Source organism: Microbispora sp. NPDC049633, assembly GCF_040675265.1.
GTDB classification, from domain to species: domain Bacteria; phylum Actinomycetota; class Actinomycetes; order Streptosporangiales; family Streptosporangiaceae; genus Microbispora; species Microbispora maris.
Genome location: NZ_JBFAOO010000064.1, coordinates 1 through 26,938 on the forward strand (window position 1 = coordinate 1; position 26,938 = coordinate 26,938).

At 72.3% G+C, this 26,938-nt stretch carries 24 protein-coding genes and 1 pseudogene; 12 read left to right on the plus strand and 13 right to left on the minus strand.

All coding sequences use genetic code 11. The annotated features are described in order from the left end of the window. Nucleotides 1-131: 131 nt before the first annotated feature. Nucleotides 132-878 carry a hypothetical protein gene (locus AB0J39_RS18495; protein ID WP_363465999.1) on the minus strand — a complete coding sequence of 249 codons (747 nt, stop codon included), beginning with the start codon at nt 876-878 and terminating at the stop codon, nt 132-134. A gap of 391 nt (nt 879-1,269) precedes the next feature. On the opposite strand from AB0J39_RS18495, the gene AB0J39_RS18500 reads away from it, so the two are divergent. Beyond that, the gene (locus AB0J39_RS18500; protein ID WP_363466002.1) at nt 1,270-2,220 is read left to right on the plus strand and encodes a ribonuclease Z; all 951 of its coding nucleotides are present in this window, start codon (nt 1,270-1,272) and stop codon (nt 2,218-2,220) included. On the opposite strand, the gene AB0J39_RS18505 is transcribed toward AB0J39_RS18500, so the two are convergent. Then, nucleotides 2,193-2,882 (minus strand): hypothetical protein, encoded by a 690-nt coding sequence (locus AB0J39_RS18505; RefSeq protein ID WP_363466004.1) that lies wholly within the window; start codon nt 2,880-2,882, stop codon nt 2,193-2,195. The two genes, AB0J39_RS18500 and AB0J39_RS18505, sit on opposite strands and share 28 nt — an antisense overlap. Before the next feature lie 42 nt (nt 2,883-2,924). Between AB0J39_RS18505 and AB0J39_RS18510 the strand changes: the two genes are divergently transcribed. The 11 genes and pseudogenes from AB0J39_RS18510 to AB0J39_RS18560 all read left to right on the plus strand — a co-directional run bounded on the left by AB0J39_RS18510 (nt 2,925) and on the right by AB0J39_RS18560 (nt 16,122). Next, on the plus strand, nt 2,925-3,458 hold the full coding sequence (locus AB0J39_RS18510) for a methylated-DNA--[protein]-cysteine S-methyltransferase (RefSeq protein WP_363466007.1): 534 nt from the start codon (nt 2,925-2,927) through the stop codon (nt 3,456-3,458). A gap of 28 nt (nt 3,459-3,486) precedes the next feature. Continuing rightward, nucleotides 3,487-4,398, plus strand: a complete 912-nt coding sequence (gene miaA / locus AB0J39_RS18515; protein ID WP_363466008.1) for a tRNA (adenosine(37)-N6)-dimethylallyltransferase MiaA — start codon at nt 3,487-3,489, stop codon at nt 4,396-4,398. A 9-nt stretch (nt 4,399-4,407) separates the two neighbouring features. Further along, the gene (dapF, locus tag AB0J39_RS18520; protein ID WP_363466011.1) at nt 4,408-5,220 is read left to right on the plus strand and encodes a diaminopimelate epimerase; all 813 of its coding nucleotides are present in this window, start codon (nt 4,408-4,410) and stop codon (nt 5,218-5,220) included. Between the two features lie 72 nt (nt 5,221-5,292). Then, a complete protein-coding gene (locus AB0J39_RS18525; protein ID WP_363466014.1) occupies nt 5,293-6,060 on the plus strand; it encodes a hypothetical protein in 768 nt (255 codons plus the stop codon). 62 nt (nt 6,061-6,122) lie between these two features. After that, nucleotides 6,123-8,405, plus strand: a complete 2,283-nt coding sequence (locus AB0J39_RS18530; RefSeq protein ID WP_363466017.1) for a tetratricopeptide repeat protein — start codon at nt 6,123-6,125, stop codon at nt 8,403-8,405. Between the two features lie 69 nt (nt 8,406-8,474). After that, a complete protein-coding gene (locus AB0J39_RS18535) occupies nt 8,475-9,236 on the plus strand; it encodes an SDR family oxidoreductase (protein WP_363466019.1) in 762 nt (253 codons plus the stop codon). Between the two features lie 317 nt (nt 9,237-9,553). Next, nucleotides 9,554-10,573: pseudogene (locus AB0J39_RS18540) on the plus strand (glycine betaine/L-proline ABC transporter ATP-binding protein); the annotation flags it as partial. A 384-nt stretch (nt 10,574-10,957) separates the two neighbouring features. Beyond that, nucleotides 10,958-12,895: an ABC transporter permease subunit gene (locus AB0J39_RS18545; RefSeq protein ID WP_363466022.1), complete on the plus strand. Its 1,938-nt coding sequence runs from the start codon at nt 10,958-10,960 to the stop codon at nt 12,893-12,895. 44 nt (nt 12,896-12,939) lie between these two features. Beyond that, the gene (locus AB0J39_RS18550) at nt 12,940-13,872 is read left to right on the plus strand and encodes an ABC transporter substrate-binding protein (protein ID WP_363466025.1); all 933 of its coding nucleotides are present in this window, start codon (nt 12,940-12,942) and stop codon (nt 13,870-13,872) included. A gap of 216 nt (nt 13,873-14,088) precedes the next feature. Then, nucleotides 14,089-15,039 (plus strand): ABC transporter substrate-binding protein, encoded by a 951-nt coding sequence (locus AB0J39_RS18555; RefSeq protein WP_363466027.1) that lies wholly within the window; start codon nt 14,089-14,091, stop codon nt 15,037-15,039. 387 nt (nt 15,040-15,426) lie between these two features. Beyond that, nucleotides 15,427-16,122 (plus strand): HNH endonuclease family protein, encoded by a 696-nt coding sequence (locus tag AB0J39_RS18560; protein WP_363466030.1) that lies wholly within the window; start codon nt 15,427-15,429, stop codon nt 16,120-16,122. On the opposite strand, the gene AB0J39_RS18565 is transcribed toward AB0J39_RS18560, so the two are convergent. From AB0J39_RS18565 to AB0J39_RS18615, 11 genes are all read right to left on the minus strand, one after another. After that, nucleotides 16,032-16,538 (minus strand): hypothetical protein, encoded by a 507-nt coding sequence (locus AB0J39_RS18565; RefSeq protein WP_363466032.1) that lies wholly within the window; start codon nt 16,536-16,538, stop codon nt 16,032-16,034. The genes AB0J39_RS18560 and AB0J39_RS18565 overlap by 91 nt on opposite strands. Next, nucleotides 16,508-16,813, minus strand: a complete 306-nt coding sequence (locus AB0J39_RS18570) for a hypothetical protein (protein WP_363466034.1) — start codon at nt 16,811-16,813, stop codon at nt 16,508-16,510. Before AB0J39_RS18570 ends, AB0J39_RS18565 begins: the two co-directional genes overlap by 31 nt. 236 nt (nt 16,814-17,049) lie before the next feature. Further along, nucleotides 17,050-18,096 carry a CU044_5270 family protein gene (locus AB0J39_RS18575; RefSeq protein ID WP_363466036.1) on the minus strand — a complete coding sequence of 349 codons (1,047 nt, stop codon included), beginning with the start codon at nt 18,094-18,096 and terminating at the stop codon, nt 17,050-17,052. Next, nucleotides 18,093-18,749, minus strand: coding sequence for an RNA polymerase sigma factor (locus tag AB0J39_RS18580; RefSeq protein ID WP_363466038.1), 657 nt, complete (start codon nt 18,747-18,749; stop codon nt 18,093-18,095). The genes AB0J39_RS18575 and AB0J39_RS18580 overlap by 4 nt, the downstream gene beginning before the upstream one ends. Before the next feature lie 109 nt (nt 18,750-18,858). Next, complete coding sequence (locus AB0J39_RS18585) at nt 18,859-20,808, minus strand: FHA domain-containing protein (RefSeq protein ID WP_363466041.1); 1,950 nt, start codon at nt 20,806-20,808, stop codon at nt 18,859-18,861. A 252-nt stretch (nt 20,809-21,060) separates the two neighbouring features. Next, nucleotides 21,061-21,729 (minus strand): hypothetical protein, encoded by a 669-nt coding sequence (locus AB0J39_RS18590; RefSeq protein ID WP_363466043.1) that lies wholly within the window; start codon nt 21,727-21,729, stop codon nt 21,061-21,063. A 105-nt stretch (nt 21,730-21,834) separates the two neighbouring features. Further along, nucleotides 21,835-22,053, minus strand: a complete 219-nt coding sequence (locus AB0J39_RS18595) for a DUF2277 domain-containing protein (RefSeq protein ID WP_363466045.1) — start codon at nt 22,051-22,053, stop codon at nt 21,835-21,837. Nucleotides 22,054-22,082: 29 nt separating this feature from the next. Beyond that, nucleotides 22,083-22,817: an IclR family transcriptional regulator gene (locus AB0J39_RS18600; RefSeq protein WP_363466048.1), complete on the minus strand. Its 735-nt coding sequence runs from the start codon at nt 22,815-22,817 to the stop codon at nt 22,083-22,085. Between the two features lie 74 nt (nt 22,818-22,891). Further along, nucleotides 22,892-24,121, minus strand: coding sequence for a heterodisulfide reductase-related iron-sulfur binding cluster (locus AB0J39_RS18605; protein WP_363466051.1), 1,230 nt, complete (start codon nt 24,119-24,121; stop codon nt 22,892-22,894). 1 nt (nt 24,122) lies between these two features. Beyond that, nucleotides 24,123-25,472, minus strand: coding sequence for an FAD-binding oxidoreductase (locus AB0J39_RS18610; protein WP_363466054.1), 1,350 nt, complete (start codon nt 25,470-25,472; stop codon nt 24,123-24,125). Next, on the minus strand, nt 25,472-26,923 hold the full coding sequence (locus AB0J39_RS18615; protein ID WP_363466056.1) for an FAD-linked oxidase C-terminal domain-containing protein: 1,452 nt from the start codon (nt 26,921-26,923) through the stop codon (nt 25,472-25,474). Before AB0J39_RS18615 ends, AB0J39_RS18610 begins: the two co-directional genes overlap by 1 nt. Nucleotides 26,924-26,938 lie beyond the last annotated feature (15 nt).

Below are 26,938 nucleotides of genomic sequence, written 5' to 3' on the forward strand. Positions count from 1 at the left end.
CCGGCAGGCCGCCCCGCAGCGGGGCAACGCGGTCAGCCTGGGCATGCCCACCATCGGGCGTCCCGCGCCGCTTCCCGCGGAGCCGTCCGCCTGCTCGGCCGTCTGAGCGCCGGCGGAGGCCGAGCCGGTCGTCAGGACAGGCGGCGCAGGACCTCGTAGCAGTAGTCGCGCCGCAGGTCGTCGAATCGCAGGCAGGGATCCTCGACCTGGGTCTGCGCCGCCCCGTCCGCCTCGGTGAGGGGCTGGGCCGTGTCATGTGTGCCCGCGTCCCGGGCCGCCGTGTCCTTGGGCACAGCGCTCTTGGGTGCGGCCCCCTTGGCCCCGGTGTCTCGTGCGGCCGGTTTCGTGGCGTCGGGGGCGGCGATCCGGGCGGGTCGGTGCCGCTCCTCCTCTCTCGTCCCACCGCGGCCCGCCGTGCCCGCCGTGCCCGTCGAGTCCGGCGACGGCGGCCGGGATCGGGACCAGGGGTCTTCCGCCCGGAGGTGGCGTCCGGGGGGCCGCGGCGCCCCGCTCTCGTGCCCGGGCGGAGGCGCGTCGCGTTCACCCGCCGGGCGTTCCCGCTCCGGGACGTCGTCCGTCGTCTCTTCCCGGTGCGCCGCCGCGCGCTCCGGTTCCGTCTCCGGCGGCTCGGAAGGGGCGGCCGGTGGCGAGTAGAAGGGGCCGGCGGCGGGGAATCCGGGCGCCGTACGTGCCGGCGGGATCGGGGAGCGCGGGCCGGCGGCCACCGGCCGGGCGGCCGGGGGTGCGGGGTCCTGCCCGGACAGGACGGCCAGCACGACGCCGAGCCCGGCGATCGCGGTCACGCCGATCACGCCCGTCAGGGCGAGGACGGGATGACCGTCGCGCCGGTGCCGCGGGGTGGGGGAGTAATCCGGCAAGGTCGTGTTCTTCCGTGCGTCGGTCTGGTCTTTCCGATTTCTCAGTCTGCCCGTCACATAGGGATTCGCGAGGCGGTTCCACCGATTTCCGGGAGTCCCAGATATGCCGCCTCGACCATGAATCAGAGAAATGTCCTGGCCGGGGTCCGGCTCGCATCGCCCGAGGCGGCATCGGCTCACGCGTGACGCCGGTGGCGCCTTACGGTGGTTCAGTCCGACGACTCCAATTACCGTATTTCTTGATTCTTGGAGCTTTATCCGCGGGGTCTCGTCGGAGAAAGTAGGGGCGGCGGGACAATCGGGGCCGTCCGGCCTCGGCGGCCTGTCCACCCCGCCGAGCAACGGGGTGAGGGCGGGCCCCGATCATCGGGCACGACTTAGCATCGGCGGTGTGTCCGTTCGTGAACTGGTCGTCCTCGGCACTTCGAGCGCGGTGCCCACCCGTCACCGCAACCACAACGGCTACCTGCTGCGCTGGGACGGCGAGGGGTTCCTTTTCGATCCGGGTGAGGGCACGCAGCGGCAGATGCTGCACGCCGGCGTGAGCGCGCACGACATCACCTGGATCTGCGTCACCCACTTCCACGGCGACCACTGCCTGGGGGTGCCCGGCGTGGTCCAGCGGATCGCCAGGGACAAGGTGAGCCACGAGGTGCGGGCGGCCTACCCCGCGAGCGGCGAGACGTACTGGCGCAGGCTGCGCAACGCGTCGGCCTTCGCCGACACCGACGTGATCACGCCCCGCCCGGTGTCCGGCGAGGAGGTCAGGTGGCCGTCGGGCCCCGTGACGCTGACAGCGCGGCCGCTGTCGCACCCCGTTCAGTCGTACGGCTACCGCGTGGACGAGCCGGGCGGGCGCCGCATGCTGCCCGGGGAACTGGCCAGGCGGGGCGTGCGCGGCCCGATGATCGGGGAGCTGCAGCGGCACGGCTCGCTGACGCTGCCGGACGGCTCGACGGTCACGCTGGACGAGTGCAGCGCCCCCAAGCCGGGTCAGAGCGCCGCCTTCGTGATGGACACCCGGTTGTGCGACGGCGCGTTCGCCCTGGCCGACGGCGTCGACCTGCTGGTGATCGAGGCGACGTTCCTGTCGGACGAGAGCGCGATGGCGGCGCAGTACGGGCATCTGACGGCGGCCCAGGCGGGGCAGATCGCGGCGGCGTGCGGGGTGCGGCGGCTGGTAATCACGCACTTCTCCGAGCGGTACACGACGGCGGACGAGCCGCGCTTCGTGGACGAGGTGCGCAAGTCCTACGCGGGGGACGTCGTTACGGCGCGCGACCTCATGCGCGTCCCGGTGCCGAAGCGAGCGGACTACCAGGTCCAGCGGGCCACGAAGTAGCCCACGCCGTACGGCGCGTCGTCGTACAGCAGCTCGGCGGCCGGCGGGGGCGCCTCCCGCGCCGCGCCGCCCAGCACCTGGAAGGCCGCCCGGCCCGCCGCCCACAGCTCCCGCGCCAGGGCCGGGTCCAGCGCCAGCAGCCGTCCGGCGTCGCCGGACGCGAGCGCGCCGGCGAGCTCCTCGTCGTACGGCACGGCGTCGGGGTGCACATAGCCGGGCGCCTTCTCGGTGCGCCTGGCCGAGCCGTCGCCCATGACCAGCAGGGCCACCCGAGGCGCCGATCCCGCGATCACGCGGCCGGTGGCGGCGCACTCGTCCGGCGGGGCGTCGAAACCCAGCGCCTCGAAGCGCAGGCCGGGAAGCACACGCGTCCCTTCCAGCAGCCAGCGGCCGATCGTGAGCGACAGGGGCAGGACGGCATCCCCCGGACCCACCCGCACGTCGGGGCCCCACGGGCGCAGCGTCCCGGCCGCGTCAGCGGGAAAGGACGCGGTGACGTCCGCGCCGCCGGCCACGGCCAGCACGTCGGGACGGGCGTCCAGGAGCGAGCCGACCGCCGCGGCGCAGGCCGCGCGCAGGGCGTCGAGCTCGGGTGCGGCGGCCCCGGCGACCTGCGGGACGAGCAGCGGAGGATGCGGGCAGACGGCAGCGGCGACCAGCACCCGCTCACCCTACCCCGACGGATCACACGCAGAATGGGACGCATGGACAGCAGCACGGTGGCGTTCGCGACCGTACCGACCAGGCTGGGCGACGTGCTCGCCGCCGTCACCGGGGACGGGGTCGCCGCGACGGACTTCCGGGACGGTCCCCTGATCAGGCAGCGCATCGCCGGTCGCCTCGGGATGACCCCCGCCGACGACCCCGCCCGCACGGAGGCCGTACGGGAGGAGCTCGCGGCGTACTTCCACGGCGAGCTGAAGGAGTTCCGCGTGCCGGTCGACTGGCGGCTCATGTCGGCGCTCCAGCGGCAGGTCCTCGGCACCTTGTTCGCCACCGTCCCGTACGGCGAGGTGGTGACGTACGGGGAGCTGGCGGCGCGCAGCGGCACGGGGGTCCCGGCGCGGGCCATCGGCTCGATCATGGGCGGCAACCCGATCCCGATCATCGTGCCGTGCCACCGGGTCGTCGCGAGCAACGGGCTCGGCGGCTTCAGCGGCGGCGACGGCGTGGAGTCCAAGCGGTGGCTGCTCACCCTCGAAGGCCACCTGCCGCCCACCCTCGACTGGGACATGTGACCTCCCCGCCGCTGGGACACTGGACGGTGTGGGGCAGTTTCCTGTGATCGCCGTCGTGGGCGCGACCGCGGCGGGCAAGTCCGACCTGGCCGTCGAGCTGGCGCTGCGGCTGGGCGGTGAAGTGATCAACACCGACTCCATGCAGCTCTACGAGGGCATGGACATCGGCACGGCCAAGCTCTCCGCGCCGGAGCGGCGCGGCGTCCCTCATCACCTGCTGGACATCTGGCCGGTGACGCGGACCGCCAGCGTGGCCGAGTATCAGCGGCTCGTCCGTCCCCTGATCGAGGATCTGCGCTCCCGTGGGCGGGTGCCCGTGCTGGCGGGCGGCTCGGGGCTCTACGTCCGCGCCGCGATCGACGACCTGGAGTTCCCGGGGACCGACCCGGACATCCGGGCCCGGCTGGAGAAGGAACTCGCCGAGACCGGCCCCGCGCCCCTGTACGAACGGCTCAAGGGCCTCGACCCGGTGGCCGCGGAGAACATCCTGCCGAGCAACGGCCGCAGGATCGTCCGCGCCCTGGAGGTCATCGAGCTGTCCGGGCGGCCGTTCTCGGCCACGATGCCGTCGTACGACGCGGTCTACGACAGCGTGCAGATCGGCGTCGAGGTGCCGCGGCCGGTCCTCGACGAGCGGATCGAGCTGCGGGTCGGCCGCATGTGGGAGGCCGGGCTGGTGGACGAGGTGCGTGCGCTCGCCGCTCGGGGCCTCGCCGAGGGCAGAACCGCCAGCCGGGCCCTCGGATACGCGCAGGTCCTGCGGTTCCTGAGCGGCGAGTGGACCGAGGAGCAGGCCCGGGAGGAGACGGTGCGCGCCACCCGCAGGTTCGCCAGGCGGCAGGAGTCGTGGTTCCGCCGCGATCCCCGGGTGGTGTGGCTGCCGTTCGACGCCCCCGACCTGGCGGACCGCGCGATCGGCGTGATCACGGGCACCTCCTAGACTTCTCCCATGCGCTTTGTGAAGGGCCACGGCACCGAGAACGACTTCGTCATCCTGCCGGACGCCGACGCCACGCTGGACCTGTCCGCGGGGGACGTCGCGGCGCTGTGCGACCGGCGCGCGGGCATCGGCGCCGACGGGGTGCTGCGTGTCGTGCGCACCAAGCTCTGCCCGGAGGTGTCCGGCCAGGCCGACGAGGCCGAGTGGTTCATGGACTACCGCAACGCGGACGGCGGCATCCCCGAGATGTGCGGCAACGGCGTCAGGGTCTTCGCCCGCTACCTCGTGGACGCGGGCCTCGCGGCGCCCGGCGAGTTCGCCGTCGCCACCCGCGGGGGCGTCAAGCGCGTACGGCTCGGCGCCTCGGGCGACGTGACCGTCGACATGGGCCGGCCGCTGGTGCTGGGGGAGAGCCGCGCCACGGTCGACGGGCGCGAGTGCCGTGGCGTGAACGTGAACATGGGCAACCCCCACCTGGCGTGCGCGGTGGCGGAGCCGGTGGCCGGGTTCGACCTCGGCCGCGAGCCCCACTTCGACCGCGGCGTCTACCCGCAGGGCGTCAACGTCGAGATCTTCAACGCCGTGGGCGACCACAAGGTGTCCATGCGGGTGCACGAGCGGGGCTCGGGGGAGACGCGCTCGTGCGGCACCGGCGCGGTCGCGACGGCCGTGGCCGCCGCCCACGCCGCCGGTGAGACCACCGGCACGTGGGAGGTGCGGATCCTCGGCGGCACGGTCACCGTCATGCTGGAGGAGGACACCAGCTACCTGTCCGGGCCCGCCGTCCTCGTCGCCTCGGGGGAGTGGCCCGCCGTCCTCTGATCGTTTCAGGGACTTGCAGAACCTTGTTCTGATCCGCCACCCTGAGTCTGGCTGCTGAACCTAGGAGGGCGCATGGACCCGCGCGACGCGGTGGTGGAGACGAAGGCGGCGATCGGCGCGCTCGGCGGGGGATTCATGATCTCGCGGGAGGTCAAGGCGCTGTGCGAGGGCCAGGGCCTCGGCCCGCGGGAGATGTACTTCCGGGGCCGGTGCGGCGTCCTCGGCGAGGTGGACGCGGACGTCGTGCTCGCGGCCGTCGTCTTCTTCTCGCCCGGGCACGTCCGCGAGTCGTGGGAGGGCGGGCGCAAGCTCCCCGCCGAGGAGGCCGCCGCGCTCTACGCCGGGGCCTGTCACGACTGGGGGCGGCGCAAACTCGCGGGGCTCGGCGATCCCGATCGGCTGGCGGAGCTGCTCGCCGCCGTCGCCGACGGCGCGGACCCGTTCTGCGCGCCGCTGTTCGCCGGATGGCGGGCCATGCCGCGGCCCGGCGGCGGGCCCGCCCTGGCCGCCCACCTGCTCCACGTCGTGCGGGAACTGCGCGGCGCCCGGCACGCGACGGCCGTGGTCGCGCACGGTCTCGATCCGCTGGAGGCCACCCTCGTCGGCGCGGACAACACGGGGACCCCGCTTCCGTACGACCGGACCTCCGACGTCGCCCGCTTCCTCGCCTGGCCCGAGCCGTACCCGGAGCCGCCGGCGGAGGCGGCGGAGCGCAGGGCCGTGGCGGAGGGGCTGACCGACGACCTCGTCGCCCGCGCCTACGCGGCGCTCGGCCCGGCGGAGCTCACCGAGCTGTGCGCCCTGCTCCGGGAGGCCTCCCAGGTGGCCCGCGGGCGATGACGGCGGGGCGACGGCCGCGTGCTGTTTGGGTCATGGTCGGCGACCTGGCAGACTGACTCCTCATGGACGTGGACATCTGGGCTTGGGTGGGTGGCACCCAGCGTGAACTGCACGAGGCGGGCAACACGGGACTGGCCATGGCGCTGGGTGACGTGCCCGCGCAGGCGCTGGAGGGCCGTTTCGCCCAGCTCGACGTCGTGGCGCCGGCGATCGCGCAGCACGCCGAGACGCTGGAGAAGCCGTGGCTGGAGTTCTTCGCGCGCTACTGGCACCTGCTCGGGCGGGTGGGCGACCGGGCGATGGGCGCGCTCGCGCTCGACGACGCCGCCTCGCTGCTGGAGTTCGCCCAGCGTGACGACGTGCGCGAGTGCCCCGGCGCCCCCGGCGCCGTGGAGGTCCTGGCGATCGCCCAGGCCAACACCGACGGTCCCGGTTACGCCGAGGCCCGGCTGGCCGCCCTCGGCGCGGCACTCGACGGCGTCGGCCCGGACTCCCTCGCCTTCTCCGGCCTGGCCACGCAGTACGTCGCCGCTCTGATCGACGCGGGCAAGGCGGCCGAGGGCGTCGCGTACGCCGAGGCGGCGGTCGAGCGCCTGCGCGGGGCCGGGCGCGAGGCGAGCTGGGAGCTGGGCGCCGCCTCCGCGCGGGCCCTGCTCGCCGCCGGGCGTCCGGACGACGCCCTGGCCGCGGTGGACGCCTCGGCCGAGTTCAAGCCCGACGACCCGGTCGCGAAGGGCCGCCGCGAGGCCCTGCTCCGCTCGCAGGTGCTGGCCACCCTCGGCCGGATGCAGGAGGCCGTGGACGCGCTCCCCGACCTCGACGTGGTGGGCGACCACGCGCGCGAATGGGTGGAGTGGGCGCACACCGTCCGCATGCTCTCCTCGGGCGGCTCGATCTCCAACACCTGGCAGCTCGGCCGCATCCTGCGGCAGTGGATGTCCTACTTCGAGAGTGTGGGCGGCCACCGCGCGCGGTTCGAGCTCGCCTTGACCGCCGGGCACCTGGCGGTCGCCCGGCAGGGCCTGTGGCAGGCCCGCCTGCTGGCCGACTACGCCGAGGCCGCGATCGCCACCCTCCGGGACACCGGGGGACTGGCCGAGCGGGTGGCCGAGCTGCGCGCCGCCGCCGACGCCGCCAAGGAACTGCCGCCGCCCGGCCCTCGCGACGAGCTGGTGGCCTACTTCGACGCCGCCGACGGCCGCACGGCCGACCCCGAGCGGTGGGTGGGCTGGCTGTGGCCGCTGTCCGGCACCGACCTCGAGGCCACCCGGCGTCACACCACGACGCTCGGTTTCCTCGGCTACGCCCCGGTGGGCGCCGACGTCTACTGGAAGACGATCGTCGAGGACGGCGACCCGGCCGCCACGGGCGACGAGGACATCGCCTATCTCACCGGCCTGCTCATCGAGGCCGGGCAGGACGAGCGGGTGGAGACCCTGGCGGCCAGGCTGCCGGAGACCGGTTCGCACCTCGCGCTCGCCCGGCTGCACCGTGCGCGCGAGCGGTGGGAGCAGACGGCGGCCGAGGCCGAGCAGGCCGTCGCCCACGGCGGCGGGCTGGAGGCGCGCCGCCTGTGGTCGGGCGCGGTCCAGCAGCTCGGTGACAACGCCAAGGCGGCCGAGATCCTCAAGCCGCTGGTCGAGTCCGGCGAGGGCGAGGAGGAGGACGTCTGGCGGATCATCGTCCTGTCCACCGCCGTCGAGGACTGGGCGACCGTACGGGCCGCCGGCACCAAGCTCGGCATGCCGATCGAGCCGGGCGAGGGCCCGATCGAGGAGGAGTGGCACCTGGTCCGGGTGATCCTCCCCGCCCCCGACGGCACCCAGCGGGAGGTGCTCGCCGTGCGGACCGGCCCGGCCACCGCCCGCCTGGCGATCCCACAGCCGCGCGGCATGGAGTACAACGCGGGCGACGTGGTCGTGATCGACCCCCGGCCGCTGGAGCCGATCCCGGAGGACGAGCAGGAGCGGGAGAGCTTCGTGATCCCGTTCGCCGGGGTGACGATGCTGCGCCCGGGCGGCTACACGAGCTGGTTCTTCGACGGCGCGGCGCCGTCGGAGGACGAGTGGGCCGAGTTCAACGAGGTTCTCGCCGAGCGCGGCTGGCCGATGTGGGTCTACAGCGACGAGAGCTACCGCGTCACCCACCCGGCCACCGGTGAGCAGCTTCCCGGTGTGTTCGGCTGGATCGCGATCCCGCCCACCGTGCGGCCGGCCGAGCTGGACGCCGTCCTCGACGACGTCACCGAGCAGTGGTCCCACCCGCTGGCGTGGCTCGACCTCGCCCGCGAGGTCGGCATCGAGGCCGAGCGGCACGAGCGGATCTCCAAGGAGTACGGCCTCTGATCCAGCCGTTCCGCACTCTGGCGGAACATTGCTCTAGAGTCGATTTCGATTCGTGAGCGAGGAGGCGGCGTGATCCTGGACCGGTTCCGTCTTGACGGGAAAGTGGCCATCGTGACGGGGGCGTCGTCCGGGCTCGGCGTCGCCTTCGCCCGGGGCCTCGCCGAGGCGGGCGCCGACGTGGTGATCGGAGCCCGCCGTCCTGAGGGCCTGGAGCGGACCCGGCGGCTGGTCGAGGAGACCGGCCGCCGCTGCCTGGCGGTCCCGACCGACGTGTCGGTCCCCGAGGAGTGCCAGGCCCTCGTCGACGCGGCCATGGGCGAGTTCGGCCGGGTCGACGTGCTGGTCAACAACGCGGGCGTCGGCACGGCCGTGCCCGCCTTGCGGGAGACGCCCGCCGAGTTCCGCCGCGTGCTCGACGTCAACCTGAACGGCACCTACTGGATGGCCCAGGCCTGCGCCCGCGTCATGCGGCCGGGGTCGTCGATCGTCAACATCGGCAGCGTGCTCGGCGAGACCACGGCCGGGCTGCCGCAGGCGGCCTACAGCGCGTCGAAGGCCGCCGTCGCCGGGCTCACCCGCGACCTCGCCCAGCAGTGGACCTCGCGGAGGGGCATCCGGGTCAACTGCCTGGAGCCGGGCTTCTTCGACTCCGAGATGACGGCGGGGTATCCCGACGGCTATCTCGACCGCATGCGGGAACAGCGGGTCCTGATGAAGCGCTCGGGCGATCCGGAGGAACTCGTCGCCGCCGTCGTCTTCCTCGCATCCGACGCCGGTTCGTACGTCACCGGAGCGGTCATTCCGGTCGACGGGGGGATTCTCGCCACCTGATCGCCGCCCGCCGAATGGGTCGTCCTCACCCATCGCCGTCGGGCCCTCACGGCCCGGAATGCCCGTGTGGAGAAAGATCACCGGACGATCACGATATGGAGATCAGGTGGCATTTTTCACCATAAGAAGGGCAGCAGGGCCCTAGCCTCAGACCTGTTGTAAAAAACAGGATCCGTGTTGCGTCAAGCGCAACGCCTGTGCGTGTGCCCTGAGGAGTCGTTGGCCCCCCGCTCTTCATTCACGGCGTGCGAGCGGCAGCCCTCGCGCCGTGCTTTGGCGTTCCCGGGCGTCCACGCCGCCTCGCGGGCGAGCGCCAAGTGAGGGGAATCAGAGTGGGCACAGCCGCGATCGAGGTTCGCGGGCTCTGGAAGATCTTCGGTCCCAAGGCAGACCGGATCATCGGCAGCCCCGACGCCGACCTTGAACCCGCTGAGCTGCGGGCGAAGACGGGGTGCACCGCCGCCGTCAGGGACGTCAGCTTCGAGGTCCGGCCAGGCGAGGTCTTCGTCGTCATGGGCCTGTCCGGCAGCGGTAAGTCGACGCTGGTGCGCTGCCTCACCCGGCTCATCGAGCCGACCGCGGGCGAACTGCGCATCGACGGTCAGGACGTGCGCGCGATGTCGGCCAAGCAGCTGCGGGAGCTCCGCCGCCATCGGGTGAGCATGGTCTTCCAGCACTTCGGGCTGTTGCCGCACCGCAAGGTCGTGGACAACGTCGGCTACGGCCTGGAGATCCAGGGCGTCGGGAAGTCCGAGCGGCACGAGAAGGCCAGGCGCATCCTGTCGCTGGTCGGGCTGGAGGGCCATGAGGACTCCTATCCCGAGCAGTTGTCCGGTGGTATGCAGCAGCGGGTCGGGCTGGCCCGCGCGCTCGCCGTCGACCCCGAGGTCCTGCTGTTCGACGAGCCGTTCAGCGCGCTCGACCCGCTGATCCGCCGCGACATGCAGGCCGAGGTCATCCGGCTGCACCGCGAGGTCGGCAAGACCATGGTCTTCATCACCCACGACCTGTCCGAGGCGCTCAAGCTCGGCGAGCGCATCGCGATCATGCGGGCGGGCGCGATCGTGCAGGTGGGCACTCCCGAGGAGCTGGTCGGGGCGCCCGCCGACGACTACGTGGCCGACTTCGTGCGGGACGTCCCCAGGGCGCAGGTGCTGTCGCTGCGCTGGATCTGCCGCGCCCCGGAGCCGGACGAGCCGCTCGACGGTCCCGAGCTCCCCGCCGACACCGTCATCCACGACGCGGTCCCGGCCGCGATGGCCTCCGACCGTCCCATCCGGGTCGTCGCCGACGGCGAACTGGTCGGCGTGGTGAGCCGGGTCGACATCCTCGGCGCGGTACGGCCCGAGAGCGAGCCCGTGGTGGTCGCCGCCCCCGCCAAGGCCGGTGACGAGGAGCCCGAGCCCGCTCCCGAGGAGCCGCCGGCGGAAGCCGGGGAGAAGGCCGAGGAGGCCGGGGAGGCGTCGGAGGCCGAGGAGGCGGACGCCGGCGAGCCCGTCGCTTCCGATGAGCCTGTCGCTTCGGGGGAGCCTGTCGCTTCGGGCGAACCTGTCGCTTCCGATGAGCCTGTGGCCTCCGGCGAGGCGGGCGAGGACGCCGCCGTCGAAGCCGTCCAGGAGAAGCGGGCGGCTCGGGACGAGGGCGACACGTCCGCCACCGCCGAGGCGAGGACGCGCGGGGGCGCGGCGGTCGCCCCCGCCGGCGCGCCCGGGGAGGCGTAGATGGTGAGCGCACCTGTGCAGGTGGCGCCGCCCGTGCAGGCCCCGGCGCGGGTCCGGCGCCTGCCGCGATGGGTCGCGCCGGTCGCCGGAGTGGTCGCGGTGGTGGCCCTCTACGTGGCCTTCCGCGGCAAGGCCGTGCTGCCGCACGACGACGACGCCTCGGTGTTCCACTGGCTCAACGACGCCCGTGACTGGGTCGACGCCAACCGCAACAGCAGCCCGATCTTCCTCTACGTCGTCAACTACCTGCGCCTGGGCGTGTCCGAGATCTACACGCTGATCCAGGGTGCCCTGGTCGCGCTGGGCTGGCCGGGGCTCATCGGCCTGGCCACCGGTCTCGGCTGGCTCGCGGGCGGCTGGCGGATCGCGCTCGTGTCGCTCGCGGGCTTCGCCGGCGTCGGGGTGCTCGGGTTCTGGGAGGCGAGCGTCGACACGCTCGCGCTGACGCTGTCCGCGGTGGCGCTGTCGCTGCTGTTCGGCATCCCCCTGGGGGTCTGGACCGGCCGTTCGCCCCGCGTACGGCGGATCGTGACACCGGTGCTCGACGTCATGCAGATCATGCCGACGTTCTCGTACCTGTCGCCGATCGTGCTGCTGTTCCTCATCGGACCGGCGTCCGCGACGGTCGCCACGATGATCTACGCGATGCCGCCGGCGATCCGGATCACGTCGCTGGCCATCCAGCGGGTCGCCGGCGTCGCGGTGGAGGCGTCGGAGTCGCTGGGCGCGACCGGCTGGCAGACGCTGAGTAAGGTCCGCCTGCCGCTGGCGCTCAACACGATCATGCTGGGCGTCAACCAGACGATCGCCGCCGCGTTGTCGATGGTGCCGCTGGTCGCGCTGATCGCGGCCCCCGGACTCGGCGTGGACCTGCTCCGCGCCCTCGCCCGGGTCAACGTGGGCGCCGCGCTCATCCCCGGCGTCGCGATCGTGCTGCTCGCCATCGTGCTCGACCGCATGACGCGGGCGGCGGCCCAGCGGCGTGACGGCGGGGGGCGTGCGCGGGTGGTCCGCTGGGCCGGCTTCGCCGTCCTGACCGCGGCCGGGCTGGCCCTGACCCCCGTGCTGGCGCAGGAGTTCCCCGAGCAGTGGCACGTGCAGCTCGTCCGGCCGATCAACGACGTGGCCGAGTGGATCGAGACGCACTGGTACACCTTCACCGGCTTCCTCAACGACGTCGTCGCGTACGGCCTGCTCAATCCGCTGCAGGATGTGCTGACCAGTGCTCCCTGGTGGCTGATCACCATGGCGGTGCTGGTGTTCGCCTGGCGGGTGAGCGGACCGGTGGCCGGTGTGATCGCCGCGGCCTGCCTCGCGGGCGTCGCCGCGCTGCAACTGTGGCAGCACGGCATGGAGACGCTGACCATCGTGCTGGTCGCCTCCGTCATCACGATCGCCGCGGGGCTCGCGCTCGGCGTGCTGGCCGCGCGGTCGCGGTGGTTCGCCGCCGGGCTGCGGCCGATCCTGGACGCGGCGCAGACGATGCCGTCGTTCTCCTACCTGCTGCCCGCCGTGGCCCTGTTCGGCAACGGCCGTTTCACCGCGATCATGGCCTCGTTCATCTACGCGGTGCCGGTGGTCGCGCGCCTGGTCGAGGACGGCCTGCGGGCGGTCCCCGCGACCGTCATGGAGGCGGCTAAGTCCGCCGGCTCCACCGATCGGCAGCTGCTGTGGAAGGTCCAGCTGCCGATGGCCCGCGGCTCGCTGCTGCTCGCGGCGAACCAGGGCATCGTCATGACGCTGGCGATGGTGGTGATCGGCGCGCTGGTCGGCGCCGGAGCTCTCGGATACGACGTCGTGGCCGGAATCGCGCAGCAGGAGGACTACGGCAAGGGCCTCGCGGCCGGCGTCGCCCTCGTCCTCCTGGGAGTCATGCTCGACCGGATCACGCAAGGCGCCAACGGGCGCCGCTCTCCCCACAAGAAGAGGAACGCATGAAGAAGTTACGCCTAATCGCAGGGGTTCTCGTTCTCGGCCTCAGTATGGCCGCCTGCGGAGGCGCCAAGGTCGAGGACGACTCCGCGGCGGCGCCGAGCGCGAACGCCGCGGGCTCCGCGGGCGCGTCCGCGGCGGGCACTGTCAAGATCGCGATCAACGGCTGGGTCGGCTACGAGGCCAGCGCCGCCGTCGTGTCGTACCTGCTGGAGAAGGAGCTCGGCTACAAGGTCGAGAAGGTGACCCTCGCCGAGGAACCCTCCTGGCAGGGCATGGAGTCCGGTGACGTCGACGTCATCATCGAGAACTGGGGCCACCCGGACCTCAAGAAGAAGTACATCGAGGAGAAGAAGGTCGCCGTCGAGGCGGGCAGCACGGGCAACAAGGGCGTCATCGGCTGGTACGTGCCCGAGTGGATGGCGCAGAAGTACCCCGACATCACCGACTACAAGAACCTCAACAAGCACGCCGACCTGTTCAAGACGTCCGAGTCGGACGGCAAGGGCCAACTGCTCGACGGCGACCCGTCCTTCGTCACCAACGACGAGGCCCTGGTCAAGAACCTGAAGCTCGACTACAAGGTCGTGTACGCGGGCAGCGAGGCCGCGCTGATCAAGGCCGCCAAGCAGGCGACCGAGCAGAAGAAGCCGCTGCTCATGTACTTCTACGAGCCGCAGTGGCTGTTCAACCAGGTCAAGCTGGTCAAGGTCAACCTTCCCGCGTACACGGAGGGTTGCGACAGCGACCCCAAGAAGGTCGCCTGTGACTACCCGCCGTACGACCTCGACAAGATCGTGAGCAAGAAGTTCGCCGACACCGGCGGTAAGGCGTACGAGCTGATCAAGGCCTTCCAGTGGACGAACGACGACCAGAACGCGGTCGCCGACGACATCACCAACAACGGCATGTCCGCCGAGGACGCGGCCAAGAAGTGGGTGGAGGCCAACACCGCCAAGTGGCAGGCCTGGATGCCCAAGTGATCTAGCGGGTCTTTCCTGCCTGCCGCGGTCGCCGCGGCAGGAGATCACGGGACACTCCCGGGATCACGACCCCGCGCGCCCGGCCGGGCGCGAGCACTCGTCGGCCGCGATCCCCGCGATCGCGGCCGATCACGCTTGTTGTGGAATACTCTCCCGGTGTCGCCGCGGCCCCGCCGCTCGCGTTCGCCGCCCGTACGACATCAGATGAGGTCAGATATGAGGATCCGTCTCCTTGCCGGCGTGCTGACGCTCGCGCTGGCCATGACCGCCTGCAGTGGCGGGAGTTCGGATGACGCCGCCGGAGCAGGCGCCGCCGGCGGCACGAAGACCGTGCGACTGGCGATCAACCCCTGGATCGGTTACGAGGCCAGCGCCGCTGTCGTCGCCTATCTCCTGGAGCACGAGCTCGGCTACAAGGTCGAGGAGATCGAGAGCGGCGAGGCGGACTCCTGGAAGGGCTTCGAGAAGGGCACGGTCGACGTCGTCCTCGAGAACTGGAGCCACCCGGAGCTGAAGAAGGAGTTCATCGAGGACAAGAAGGTCGCGATCACCGCGGGGGAGAACGGCAACAAGGGCGTCATCGGGTGGTACGTCCCCGAGTGGATGGTCCAGAAATATCCGGACATCACGGACTGGCAGAACCTGACCAAGTACAAGGACCTGTTCAAGACCGACAAGAGTGACGGGCTGGGCCAGTTCCTCGCCGGTGACAAGTCCTTCGTCACCAACGACGAGGCGCTCATCAGGAACCTGAAGCTGCCCTACAAGGTGGTCTACTCCGGCAGCGAGGACGCGCTGATCGCGGCGGCCCGCAAGGCCACGGAGAACGAGACCCCGCTGCTGATGTACTTCTACGAGCCCCAGTGGCTGTTCAACCAGCTCAAGCTCGTCAAGATCAACCTCCCGCCGTACGCCATCGGGTGCGACAACAACGTCAAGACGGTCAAGTGCGACTATCCGCCGTACCTGCTCGACAAGATCGTCAGCGTGAAGTTCGCCAAGAGCGGCGGCAGCGCGTACGAGCTGATCAAGAACTTCGTCTGGACGAACGACGACCAGAACGCCGTGGCCTACGACATAGCGGTGAACAAGATGAGCGCGGAGAACGCCGCCCGTAAGTGGGTCGAGGCCAACAAGATCGTCTGGCAGGACTGGATCCCGGCCTGATCCGGGGACGCTGATCCACCGGGCCGGATTCCACCGGACCGATTTCACCGGGCCGGATTCCACCGGGCCGGATTTCACCGGGCCTGAGCAAGGGGCGTGGCGCGCACGGCGTGCCGCGCCCCTCGTCGTGGTGGTGTCCCCGGCCGGCTGAACTCTCGCGACCGGTGCCCTGGAACCGCCGCAAAGCCGTACCTGCGCCTTGTGCCGGAGTCCGCCGGGGTGATCACGAAACTCGCACTTCTGCGCGTGCCTCCTTTGCCACCTTTTTGCACTTTGCTATATCTGAGAGGGATATTTCATTACCTAGGGGTGACAGTGGGCGGGCGTGGTATCCGGTTGATCGCCGGGATCTCCGTAGCGGTGGCCGTGCTGGCCGGTTGTGGGCCGATGCCGGAACTCGACGACGCCCTCACGGGCCAAGGCGGGGGCGGCAAGAGCGACTCGCAGACGGAGGGGGGCGTCAATCCGCTCGACAATCCCGACGGCACCGGACCCGGGTTGAAGGCCATCACGTCGGACAAGGACCGGGCGGAGGCCCGCAAGCTGATCGACAAGGTGGCGACGAAGGGCCGGGGGGCGAAGACCGGCTACGACCGCGACAAGTTCGGCTACGCCTGGGCCGACAACGTGGAGGACATCCCGTGGGGCCGCAACGGCTGCGACACCCGCAACGACCTGCTGAAGCGGGACGGCCGGGATGTCGAGTATCGCAGCGGGTCGAACTGCGTGATCACCTCCATGACCCTGCACGATCCGTACACCGGCAAGACGATCGACTGGAGCAAGTCGAAAGCGGCGGAGGTCCAGATCGACCACGTCATGCCCCTGTCGTACGACTGGCAGATGGGCGCGTCGCGGTGGAGCGAGAGCAAGCGCAAGCAGATCGCCAACGACCCGCTCAACCTGATCCCCGTCGACGGTTCCACGAACGGCTCCAAGGGCGACTCGGGCCCGGCCACCTGGTTGCCGCCCCGCAGCGAGATCCGCTGCTCCTACGCCGTGCGCTTCGCCCAGGTCGCGCTCAAGTACGACCTGCCGGTGACCTCCGCCGACAAGGCGGCCATGCTGGAGCAGTGCAAGTAGAAGGCCTGCTTCATCGATAGACGATCTTTCCGGCCGACCGGCCGGGGAAGACGACGACCAGGTGTTCCTCGGGGCCGGTGCCGTCCACTCCCCGGGCGTAGACCCGCACGCGACGGCGTGCCCGGGAACAGCGACGGCTCGCCCGGGAACAGCGACGGCGCGTGCGGCGACATGGCGGCGATGGCGAGCGGCAGGAGCCAGTTCTCCACCAGGGCCGCCGAGGCCGCCAGCGCGGCGGCGACGGCGCAGAGCCGGACCCGCCGGCCGGAGAGGACCAGCGCGAACAGCACCTGCATCGGGCCCCACAGGGCCGGCTCGACGAAGTCCTTCAGAAACCCGGGGAGCAGGCCGGCCGGCAACCGGAGGACCACGGCGTGGGCGACGGTCAGGTAGAGCAGACGCCGCAGCCAGACCACCTCCGGCCGCCGTGCGGACCCGCCTGCCGGGGAAGGGCGAGCACCTGCCGCAGCATCCAGGTCTTGAGCGCGAGGACCGCGAGGAGAACCGGCACCGCGACCGCGACCGTGTGCCCGTCCATCAGGACGTCCGCGCGGAACTCGTCGAGCGGACACCACAGCACCGCCAGCCACAGGGGCCCGACGTCCCAGGTGACGAGGGCGGCCACGGCGGCGACGCCGGCGACGCCGAGGTAGAGTCTCGGCACCCACAGCTCCGGGCGAAGCCGCACCACGTCACGTCCTTCCGCACGGCAGGAGGACGATCTTAGAGGGCCGCACCGACAGGCCCCCGACGGACTGTCACGACAGCCCGGCCCGATGAACCGCCCGGCAAACCGGGCGGACGGACCGGCCCGACGTACCCGAAGACCGCCCGCTGCGACGTACCGGCCCCGGAAGACCGGGCAGCCCGCTTCGGATAGCTCGGCCACCCGCGTGACCGGCTCAGGACGGGGGCCGGGCCGATGGCTCAGCCGCAGACGGAGTGGGGGTCGTCCACCTCGGGCGCGGTGTCGTCGACCGTGACCTCCAGCTGGGCGGTCGAGGCGACCAGGCTCCCGGCGGGCGCCTCCGCCGCCTTCTCGTCCACCACGATGCCGCGTTCCCCGAGGAGCTCGTACGTGGAGGGGTCGAAGATGATCTCCTCGCGCACCCCGCCGGAGACCCGGCCGACGCCGATGCCGGACCGTCCCGCGGCGTCCTCGATGTTCTCGGTCACCGTGACTCCGGGGATCGTGGCGGCGGCCTTGAACAGCGCCGCGCGCTGGGGAGCCGGCACGTACGTCTCCCGCAGCAGGTCGCCGACGGCAGTCCACGCCCCCGTGTCGGGTGGATTGTCGCCGCGCGACCGGTCGTACAGGTAGGCGCGCATCTTCTCCGGGTCGTCGGGCAGCTTCTTCAACGTGATGTAGGCGGTGTCCCGCACGCTGTCACAGGTGGGGAGCCGCATCCATTCGGTGCCCTTCTCCTTGTACGCCTCCGGCGGGATCGGCCAGCCGGGGTAGGCTCGGGGCTCCAAATAGTCGATCTTCAGCGCACCGTCCCTCGTGCCGTCGGCCGACAGCCAGATCGTCCGCTTGGTCCGGTAGAGGTACCGGGACTCCTTGTCGCCCTCGCCGACCACACTGGCCTCGTACATCGTCTGGGAGCTCACCTTGACGAACTGGTCGTCGCGCGGCGACAGGTCGGTCACGGCGCGGGCCGCCCTGCCCAGCACCTCCTCGGCCGACATGGCCGACACCTCCGGCAGCCTCACGACCCCCGCGCTCACCGTCGCCGGCCGGGTCTGCGGTCCCGTCAGGGTCTCCGGTCCCGTCAGGACGGTGGTGACGGCCGCGGCTCCCACCGCGGTGAGCAGCGCCGTCCCGCCCGCGAGCAGCAGGTACGGACGCGGGCGTGGGCGGGCGGGACGCCCCGCGGGGTCGGCGAGCCGTCGCCGTACGGCCGCCTTGGCCGCCAGAGAGTAAGGCGCGACGTCCGGCCGTTCCCGCGCCACCAGGTCGATCTCGTCGGTCATGAGCCGTTCTCCTCGGGAAGGTCGAGATGGCGGCGCAGCTTCGCGCGCACCCGGTGCAGGCGCGAGCGGACCGTGCCGATGGGGATCTTCAGCGCCTCGGCCGCCTCCTCGTAGGAGAGGTCGGCCCAGGCGACCAGCAGGAGCAGGTCGCGCTCGGCGGCCGACAGCCTGGCCAGCGCGGCGGCGAGGGCGGGCCGCAGGGCGGCGGCGCTCGCCCGCTCCGCTCCGCGCTCCTCCTCGTGGAAGCCCCGCTCGCCGGCGTCGTGCGGCGCGCGGGAGAGCGCCCGCAGGCGCCGGACCTCGGAGCGGCGGTGCCCGGAGATGAGGTTGCCGGCGATGCCGTACAGCCAGGGACGGGCGTCCTGCCGGGACGTGTCGTACTTGTGCCGCTTGCGGAACGCCACGAGGAACGTCTCCGCGGTCACGTCGTCGGCGTGCTCGGGGCCGAGCCGGCGGCCGGCGTAGGCGTGGATCTCGTCCGCGTGCCGGTCGAAGACGCCGGCGAACCGCTCGGGCGCGGTCAGCGACGCCTCGATCAGCCCGGCGTCGCTCGGCTCGTCGCCCTCCGGCCCGGTGCCGCGTGACGCGGTGTCGTACGGCCCGGTGTCGTACGGCCCGGTGTCGTGTGGCGCGGTGTCGTAGACCGTCCTCACCACCCGTTTTGTCCGTTCATAGGGGTTATCCTTCCGCGGGCGTCGTCGCGCCCTTCACCCCTACTCCGCCGGACGGCCCGGGCCGGTTCCCTGGTTCGCCGGAGCGACGTCAGCCGGAGGGCGTGCCGCCGGGCCGCCTGGCCGGTCCGTCCGCCTGCCCCGCGACGAGCGCCCCCTCGGCAGACGACGCCGCGGGGGACGCCGCGGGAACCGGCTGGTCGAAGATGTCGATGTCGACCTCCTCCCCGCCGACCGTCAGCGTCTCCCAGGCTCCGCTCACCAGCAGGGTACGCAGCGTCTCGCTGCGCAGTTCGCGCAGGTGCCGGATGAGGGTCGTGTCGTCGGGCATGCCGGGAACACGTGGTGACAGGCGGTCGCGGATCTGCCGCAGGCGCTCCATCAGGGCGTCGATGTCCGCTTCCCTGTCCGGGGCGGCGCGGCCCTCCTCGATGCCCTGGACGATCGTGTCCTTGATCGCCCGGGTGACCCCCTGCTCGTCGGTGCTCACCATCGCGTTCCACGCGCGGCTCTTGTGCCGATACTGCAGCATCGACATCGCGGCCTCGTGCCGTACGAAGTCGGCGTCCCGCAACGGCCTGCCGCGCCAGTTGCGGTTGAGCGACCGGGCCAGCGAGATGGCCGACGCCAGCCCGCTGTTGAGGCCCCGGCCCGGCCAGAAGTGGATCGCGTTGGCCGCGTCCCCCAGGAGGAACCCGTACGTCCCCGGGGTGGTCGAGGTGGGGGAGTACAACCGGGCGGTGAACCGCGGCCGCTGCACCATGTCCAGCCGGAAGGCGGTGACCGCGCTCACGTCGCCGTCGGCGACGCCGAAGAGCGCGAGCCCTTCCTTCGCCCGCCTCCACAGTGCCGAACCCCTGATGAGGGCGGGCAGGAACAGCGTGTGGTGGGTCGAGCAGTGGAAGTCCCCGTCCTCGGTGCGCTCCATGAGGCAGGGACTGGAGGCGACGCACTCCTCGAACACGTGCCGGACGGGGTCGATGCCGACGACCTCCGCGGCCTCGTCGTCGGTGAGCCGCATGTTCAGGAAGCCCTCGCCGCGCAGGGAGTTCAGGAGGAACCGGTTCTGCGCCACGGTCAGCAGCACGATCGCCGGGTCCGGCAGGCTGGACTTCACCCGCAGCCCCAGCACCACGTCCTGCAGGTGCCGGCCGTCGACCGAGAAGATCGAATCGTCGGCCCGGCCGAACCTGTCGGTGAAGTGCTCGCGGGTCCGCGAGCGCCCTCCCTCGCAGATGGCCAGCACATGCTCCTTGGCCACGGCGTCCTGGCGTGCCGCGGCGTCGAATATCTCGGGCACCAGGCGGATACGGGCGGACCTCTCGTTCGCCATCTCCAGCAGGGTGTCCTCGATGTAGGCGATTCGGATGTTCCGCGGGCCGTAGCCGCGGATCGAGTCCGGACCGGCCGGCCACATCTCGCTGTAGGACCCCTCGGTGAACAGCCGCGACTGGACGTCCTCCGGGAGGTTCAGATACTGGCGGCTCTGCACCGTCACGACCTGCTGCCGCCGGTTGTTGCCCTGCGTGGCGTTCTTCCACACGATCCGCTGCCCGTCCTCGGTCCAGCGGCCGTCGTAGATTGTGATGGCGACGCGTTGCCCCATGAGGTGGTCGAGGAGCAGGGCGAAGGCCAGCCCGACGGGCCCGCCACCGGAGACGGTGACGTGCAGGACCTGCTCCGGTTCGACGTCCGGAAACGCCCACGGGAGCCGTTGCCTCACCGAGGTGTCCATGACCGTCTCGGAGTCGTCGAACGCCTCGAAGCGGAACGTCTCCCCTCCGATGGCGATCGTGTCTCCGGGCCGGAGCACATGCGTGGTGACGCGCCTGCCGTTGACCAGCGTCCCGTTGCTGCTGCCCCGGTCGAGCAGCACGTAGCCCTCGGGCTCGCGGCGCACCTCCGCGTGGAAGCGCGAGGCCCGCTCGCTCGTGATCACCACGCTGTTGTCGCCTCTGCGACCGAAGGTGATCGGCTTGTCGTCGATCGGGAAGCGCTGACCGGCTAGGGGACCTTCATGCCCGACGATCGCAGGTGGCACCGGTCCGCCCCCTTTCCCTCGGAACCGCCAATGCGATCATTAATCGTGACACGCTTCCCGTCTGCTGCAAAGCGTTCCAGTCAGGACGGGCAATCACCCTGCGCGGGCGAGGCGGGCGACGGCGTCCCGCGGACCCGCAGAGACGCGAGAAGTCCGGGCGTGGTGACCGGCGCCTCGATCAGCCCGGCGTCGCCCGGCTCGGCGCCCTCCGGTCCGGCCCGGCCCCGTACGGCCCGGAGGCGCCCGATGTGATCACCGCGTGATGAGGAACCCGTTGTGGTCGCGGGCCACCCCGCCGGCGTGGGCCGCGATCGCGAGGGCGGCCCGCCGGGCGGCGGCGGGGACCTCCGTGCCGTAGCCGCCGTCCGCCGACAGCTCGTACGTCACGTCGTCGGCGTCCCACTCGTTGACGAAGACCTCGATCGGGCTTTCGGCGCTGGTGAGCAACGTCGTGCCGGCGTCGGTCACCGACGTGACGGCGAGCCCGGGCACGTCGTCCGCGAGCAGGCCGATCACCTCATCGACCGGGATGAGCCGCCCGCCGGTGACCTCGGCCAGGTCCTCCGGAGGCTCCTGGCACTCCGGGTGCTCCCGGCCGCCGAGCCGCTCGGCCAGCCCCCGCACGAGCAGGCTCGGCCGGGCGAAGTCGCCGCCCGCCTCGCTGTCGATGTTGCGGGCGAAGAACGCGGCACCCCAGCCCGCCGGAAGTCCCGCCCTGGCCGCCAGCTCCGGGGTCAGCTCGATCGGCCCGCGCAGCTCGACGTTCTCGCCGATCTTGAACCCGCGCCAGTACGGCCCGGCCTGCGGGTCGTGCAGCCGCACGGTCTCCAGCAGGGTCGTGAGATCGGGAACGTACGGCAGCAACAGCGTCGGCCCCTTGCGCAGCCGCCGGGCCAGGAGGAAATCGGAGATGACACCCATGCGGCCACTGTCCCGCCCACCACTTGTGATCCGCTTGGACCGTGCTGCCATGAGCACGCCGCCTGGACCGTGCCGCCTGGACCGTGCAGGGTGGACCCGGCCGTGTTACCCGGTCGCCGAGCCGCGCACCTGGAGGGACGCCAGCAGGGCCGTGCTGGCCTGCGTGATCTCCTTGACCGCCCGGTCGAACGCCTCGGCGTTGTGGGCCGCCGGGGCGCGGAACCCGGAGATCTTGCGGACGTACTGCAGGGCCGCCGCCCGGATGTCCTCCTCGGTCACCTCGTCGGTGAACGGCGGGCGCAGGGTCTTGATGCTTCGGCACATGACCCCATAGTGACCCATCCGGGGTGCGGTCAGGAGCGGAAGACGGCGGCGCCGAAGTCCTCCGCCACCTTGCGCAGCATCGCGGCGAGCTCCTCGCGGTCGATCGCGTCGATGCGCTCGGCCGGTCCGGACACCGACATCGCCGCGAAGGTCCGCCCGCCGTCGTGGACGGGCACGGCCATGCAGTGCACGCCGTTCTCCTCCTCGCCCAGGTCGAGCGCGTATCCCCGGGCGCGCACCCGGTCGAGCTCCTCCATCAGGTCGCCGACCTCGGTGATCGTCCGGTCCGTACGGCGGGGCAGCCCGGTGCGCCGGAACACCGCCGCCGCGTCGTCCCGCTCGGCCAGCAGGGCCTTGCCGACGGCCGTGCTGTGCGGCAGCACGCGACGGCCGACCTCGGCGAACATCCGCAGCCTGCGCGGCGAGGGCACCTGGGCCACGTAGACCACGTAGTCGCCCTCCAGCACGGCGAGGTTCGCGGTCTCGCCGGACAGCTCGACCAGCCTCGCGAGGTACGGCTCGGCCCACACCGCGAGCATCCGCTCGGCGACGCCGCCGATGCGCACCAGTGCGCCGCCGAGCGCGTAGCGCCGGTCGGACTCCTGCCGGACGTACCCACGGGCCAGCAGCGTCTGTAACAGCCGGTGGATCGTCCCGTACGGCAGGCCGGTCCTGGCGGCGATCTCCGACAGGCCGGCCTGGCCGCCGTGCTCGGACAGTGCTTCGAGCACGTCCAGCGCCCGGTCGACGCTCTGCACGCTCACCGCGTCCTCCTCCTCCGCATCGGAACCGTCCCAGGATGCCGGGTTCTCGGTCCTGTCCGGCAAATCAAGCCCTGTCAGACACTCCCCAGCCCTCGCAGCGAGGCGTCCAGCACCTCGGCCGTGTGCGCGACCCGGATCTCCCCCTTGCCCGACCTCCGCACGGCGGCCGCGATCTGCATGGTGCAACCCGGGTTGGCCGACACCAGCACGTCGGCGCCGGCGGCGAGCACGCGCTCGGCCTTGCGGTCGCCCAGCTGCCGGGCCGCCTCGGGCCGGAAGAGGTTGTAGGTGCCCGCGGACCCGCAGCAGATCGCGGACTCCTCGATCTCCCGCAGCTCCAGCCCCGGGATCGCGCGCAGCAGTTCGCGCGGCTGGGCGCGCACGCCCTGGGCGTGGGCCAGGTGACAGGCGTCGTGGTAGGCGACCGTGACCGGCAGCGGACGGCGCTCGGCAACGGGACCCAGCTCGACCAGGAACTCCGCCAGGTCGCGGGTCCGCAGCGCCTCGGCGCGGGCCGCCCAGCCGGGCTCGTCCGCCAGCACCTCGGCGTAGTCCTTCATGCTCGACCCGCAGCCCGCCGCGTTCACCACCACGGTGTCCACGCCGGCCCGCTCGAAGGCGGCGATCGTGCGGCGGGCGAACCTCCGTGCCTCGGCCTCCCGGCCCGAGTGCAGCGACAGCGCCCCGCAGCAGCCCTGCCGGGGTGGGATCACCACGTCGCAGCCCTCCAGCGCGAGCACCCGGGCCGTCGCCGCGTTGACCTGGGGGAAGAACTCGCCCTGCACGCAGCCGGTGAGCAGCCCGACCCGCGCCCTGCGCCGCCGCCTCGCTCGCACCAGCGGCGGCAGCCGTACGGGCCGGGGGACGCCGGGGGCCAGTTCGGCCATCGCGCCGAGCGAGGGGTTCACCCGCTCCAGGAACGGCTGGAGGCGCCTGCTCAGCCGCATCGGCAGCCGCATGGCCCGCAGCCTTCGCCGGTAGGGGAACAACGCGAACACCAGGGCCCGGATCGCGCGCTCGTCCGGGCGGCGCACGTGCTCGCGCTCGACGACCGCCCGGGTCTGCTCGATCAGCCGGTCGTAGCGCACGCCGGAGGGGCACGCGGTGACGCAGGCCATGCAGCCGAGGCAGGCGTCGAAATGGCCCGCCATCGCGTCGGTGACAGGGGTGCCCTCGGCGTGCTGCCCCATCAGGTGGATGCGCCCGCGCGGGGAGTCCATCTCCTCGCCCCACAGCACGTACGTCGGGCAGGTGGGCAGGCAGAACCCGCAGTGCACGCAGTCTCTGATCAGTTCGGGGTCCATCTCAGATGCCTCCCACGAAGCGGCCGGGGGACAGTCGGCGACCGGGGTCGAAGCGCTCCTTGACCCGGCGCATCAGCGGCAGCGCGCCGACACGCCCCCACCGGTCGAGGCGGCGCGCGGTCTCCCCGGGCGCGGCCGGCACCACGACCCGGCCGCCCGGGACACTCTCCAGATCGTCGCGCAGCACGCCCACGAACCCGGCGACCTCGCCGGGAAGGCCGCGGACGCTCACGTGCAGCGCTCCGGCGGCGAGCGAGCCGCGCATCGCCGGGCGCACGTTCGCTGCGCGGGCCGCGCAGAACGGGCCGACGAAGACCCCGGTCAGAGCCGAGGGGCTGATCCTGACCTCCAGCAGGGTGTCCCCGCTGCCCGCGGCCCGGCCCCCGGCGTCGCGCGGCCCGTCCGGTCCCGGAGGCTCGGGCAGGCGTCCCCACCAGGGCGGCGGCTCCTCGGCCACCTCCGCCGTCTCGCCCATCAGCGGGCACAGGGCCTTGGCGCGCTCGGCCGCGGCGGCGCCCTCCACCAGGACCGCGACCGTGCAGGGGCCGTCCACGTCGGGCCAGTCCACCTCCACCGCGCTCGGCTCCAGCGGCGACTCGGTGACCGCCGCGACCACCGTGCGCAGGGACGCGGCCACGTCTGTGGACGTGGTGTTCCACGTCCTGCCCTCGTACACGCAGGGCTCGGCGGTCTCGGTCACCGGGCGCTCGACGGTCGCCGTCACCCATGCGCGCGCGCCGGGCAGCGGATGGAGGCGGAACGTCGCGTCCGCGATGATCCCGAGCGTGCCGTACGAGCCGGTGAACAGCTTGCCGAGGTCGTACCCGGCGACGTTCTTGACGACCTTCCCGCCCGACCTGGCGATCGTGCCGTCGGCGAGCACGACCGTGACGCCGATGAGCAGGTCGCGGGCCGTGCCGTACCGGAACCTGCGCGGCCCGGCGATCCCGGTGGCGAGCAGCCCGCCGACCGTGGTGCCGGGCACGGGCGCGTCGAGCGCGAGCTCCTGGTTCTCCCCGGCGAGGGTGTCCGCCAGCGCCTCCAGGGTCACCCCGGCCTGCGCCCGCACGACCAGGTCGCCCGCCGTGTGCTCCAGCACCCGGTTCATGCGGGACAGGTCGACGAGCACGTCGCAGCGTTCGGGCCGGGCGCCCCAGTGCAGCTTGGTCCGGCCGCCGGTCGCGACGGCGGCCAGGTCGTGCGCGGCGCACGCCCGCATGACGGCCGCGATCTCCTCGGCCGACCCGGGCAGCGCCACCAGGCGCGGGCGCACGCCCGCGACCGCGTCTTCGTCGCCCGCCGCGCGGATCTCCACGCCCGTCGCGGCCAGCGCGTTCTCGGCGGCGTCCATCAGAACTGCTCCGCCAGGCCGGCCTCCACCAGCGGGTGCGCACCCCTGCGCACTCCCGGCGCCTCCCCGCACAGCCGCGGGGTGGGGAACACCTTGCCGGGGTTGGCCAGGCCCTCCGGGTCGAACGCGCACCGCAGGAGCTGCATGGTGTCGAGGTCGTCCTCGGTGAACATCCGGGGCATGTAGCGGGCCTTGTCCACGCCGACGCCGTGCTCCCCGGTGATCGACCCGCCGTGCTCGACGCACAGGTCGAGGATGCGCCCGCTGACGGCCTCGGCGCGCTCGGCCTCGCCGGGCACGGAGTCGTCGAACAGCACGAGGGGATGGAGGTTGCCGTCGCCGGCGTGGAAGACGTTGGCCACCCGGATCCCGTACTCCTCCTGCAGCCGGTCGATCCCCGCGAGCACGCGCGGCAGCGCGGTCCGCGGCACCACGCCGTCCTGCACGATGTACGCCGGGCTGATCCGGCCCACGGCGGCGAACGCCGACTTGCGGCCCTTCCAGATGGCCGCCCGTTCCTCGGCGGAGGCGGCCACCCGGATCTCGAAGGCGCCGCTGTCACGGCACAGCCGTTCCACGGCGGCGAACTGGTGCTCGACCTCCGCGCGCGGCCCGTCCAGCTCGACCACGAGTACGGCTCCCGCCCCGGCGGGGTAACCGCAGTGCACGGCGGCCTCGGCCGCCTCGATCGCCAGCGCGTCCATCATCTCGATCGCGGCCGGGACCACGCCCGCCGCGATGATCGCCGACACCGCGCGGCCGCCGGCCTCGATGCCCGTGAAGGCGGCGAGCAGGGTCGTGACCGCCTCGGGCGCCCGCGACAGCCGTACGGTGATCCTGGTGGCGATGCCGAGCGTGCCCTCCGAGCCGATGAACGCGCCGAGCAGGTCGTAACCGGGGTCGTCGGCGGACAGCTCCACGATCTCCCCGTCCGGTGTCACGATCTCGGCGGCCAGGACGTGGTTGACCGTGAAGCCGTACTTGAGGCAGTGCGCGCCGCCCGAGTTCTCCGCCACGTTGCCGCCGATGGAGCAGACCTGCTGGCTGGAGGGGTCGGGGGCGTAGTAGTACCCCTGGTCGCGGACCGCCTCGGTGATCGCCAGGTTCGTCACCCCCGGCTCCACCACGGCCCGGCGGTTCGGGATGTCGATCTCGACGATCCGCCGCATGCGGGAGGTGACGATCAGCACGCCGTCCGTGCGGGGCAGGGCGCCGCCGGACAGGCCGGTGCCCGACCCCCGGGCGACGAAGGGCACGCCGTGCTCGCCGCACAGCCGCACCACCGCGGCGACCTGCTCGGCCGTACCGGGCAGCACGACCACGCCGGGGGTCGCCCGGTGGTGGGTCAGCCCGTCGCACTCGTAGGTGCGCAGCCGTACGGGATCGGTGATGACGGCGTCCGGCGGGAGCACGGCGGCAAGGCGCTCCGTCAGCCGTTCGAGCTCGGACATCGGCCTCCCCTCATC

Coding starts and splice junctions, on each gene's coding strand:
- AB0J39_RS18510 (WP_363466007.1), top strand. CDS start 2,925: ATGGACAGCAGCACGGTGGCGTTCGCGACCGTACCGACCAGGCTGGGC.
- dapF (WP_363466011.1), top strand. CDS start 4,408: ATGCGCTTTGTGAAGGGCCACGGCACCGAGAACGACTTCGTCATCCTG.
- AB0J39_RS18525 (WP_363466014.1), top strand. CDS start 5,293: ATGGACCCGCGCGACGCGGTGGTGGAGACGAAGGCGGCGATCGGCGCG.
- AB0J39_RS18530 (WP_363466017.1), top strand. CDS start 6,123: ATGGACGTGGACATCTGGGCTTGGGTGGGTGGCACCCAGCGTGAACTG.
- AB0J39_RS18545 (WP_363466022.1), top strand. CDS start 10,958: ATGGTGAGCGCACCTGTGCAGGTGGCGCCGCCCGTGCAGGCCCCGGCG.
- AB0J39_RS18550 (WP_363466025.1), top strand. CDS start 12,940: ATGGCCGCCTGCGGAGGCGCCAAGGTCGAGGACGACTCCGCGGCGGCG.
- AB0J39_RS18555 (WP_363466027.1), top strand. CDS start 14,089: ATGAGGATCCGTCTCCTTGCCGGCGTGCTGACGCTCGCGCTGGCCATG.
- AB0J39_RS18560 (WP_363466030.1), top strand. CDS start 15,427: ATGCCGGAACTCGACGACGCCCTCACGGGCCAAGGCGGGGGCGGCAAG.
- AB0J39_RS18575 (WP_363466036.1), bottom strand. CDS start 18,096: ATGACCGACGAGATCGACCTGGTGGCGCGGGAACGGCCGGACGTCGCG.
- AB0J39_RS18590 (WP_363466043.1), bottom strand. CDS start 21,729: ATGGGTGTCATCTCCGATTTCCTCCTGGCCCGGCGGCTGCGCAAGGGG.
- AB0J39_RS18595 (WP_363466045.1), bottom strand. CDS start 22,053: ATGTGCCGAAGCATCAAGACCCTGCGCCCGCCGTTCACCGACGAGGTG.
- AB0J39_RS18605 (WP_363466051.1), bottom strand. CDS start 24,121: ATGGACCCCGAACTGATCAGAGACTGCGTGCACTGCGGGTTCTGCCTG.
- AB0J39_RS18610 (WP_363466054.1), bottom strand. CDS start 25,472: ATGGACGCCGCCGAGAACGCGCTGGCCGCGACGGGCGTGGAGATCCGC.
- AB0J39_RS18615 (WP_363466056.1), bottom strand. CDS start 26,923: ATGTCCGAGCTCGAACGGCTGACGGAGCGCCTTGCCGCCGTGCTCCCG.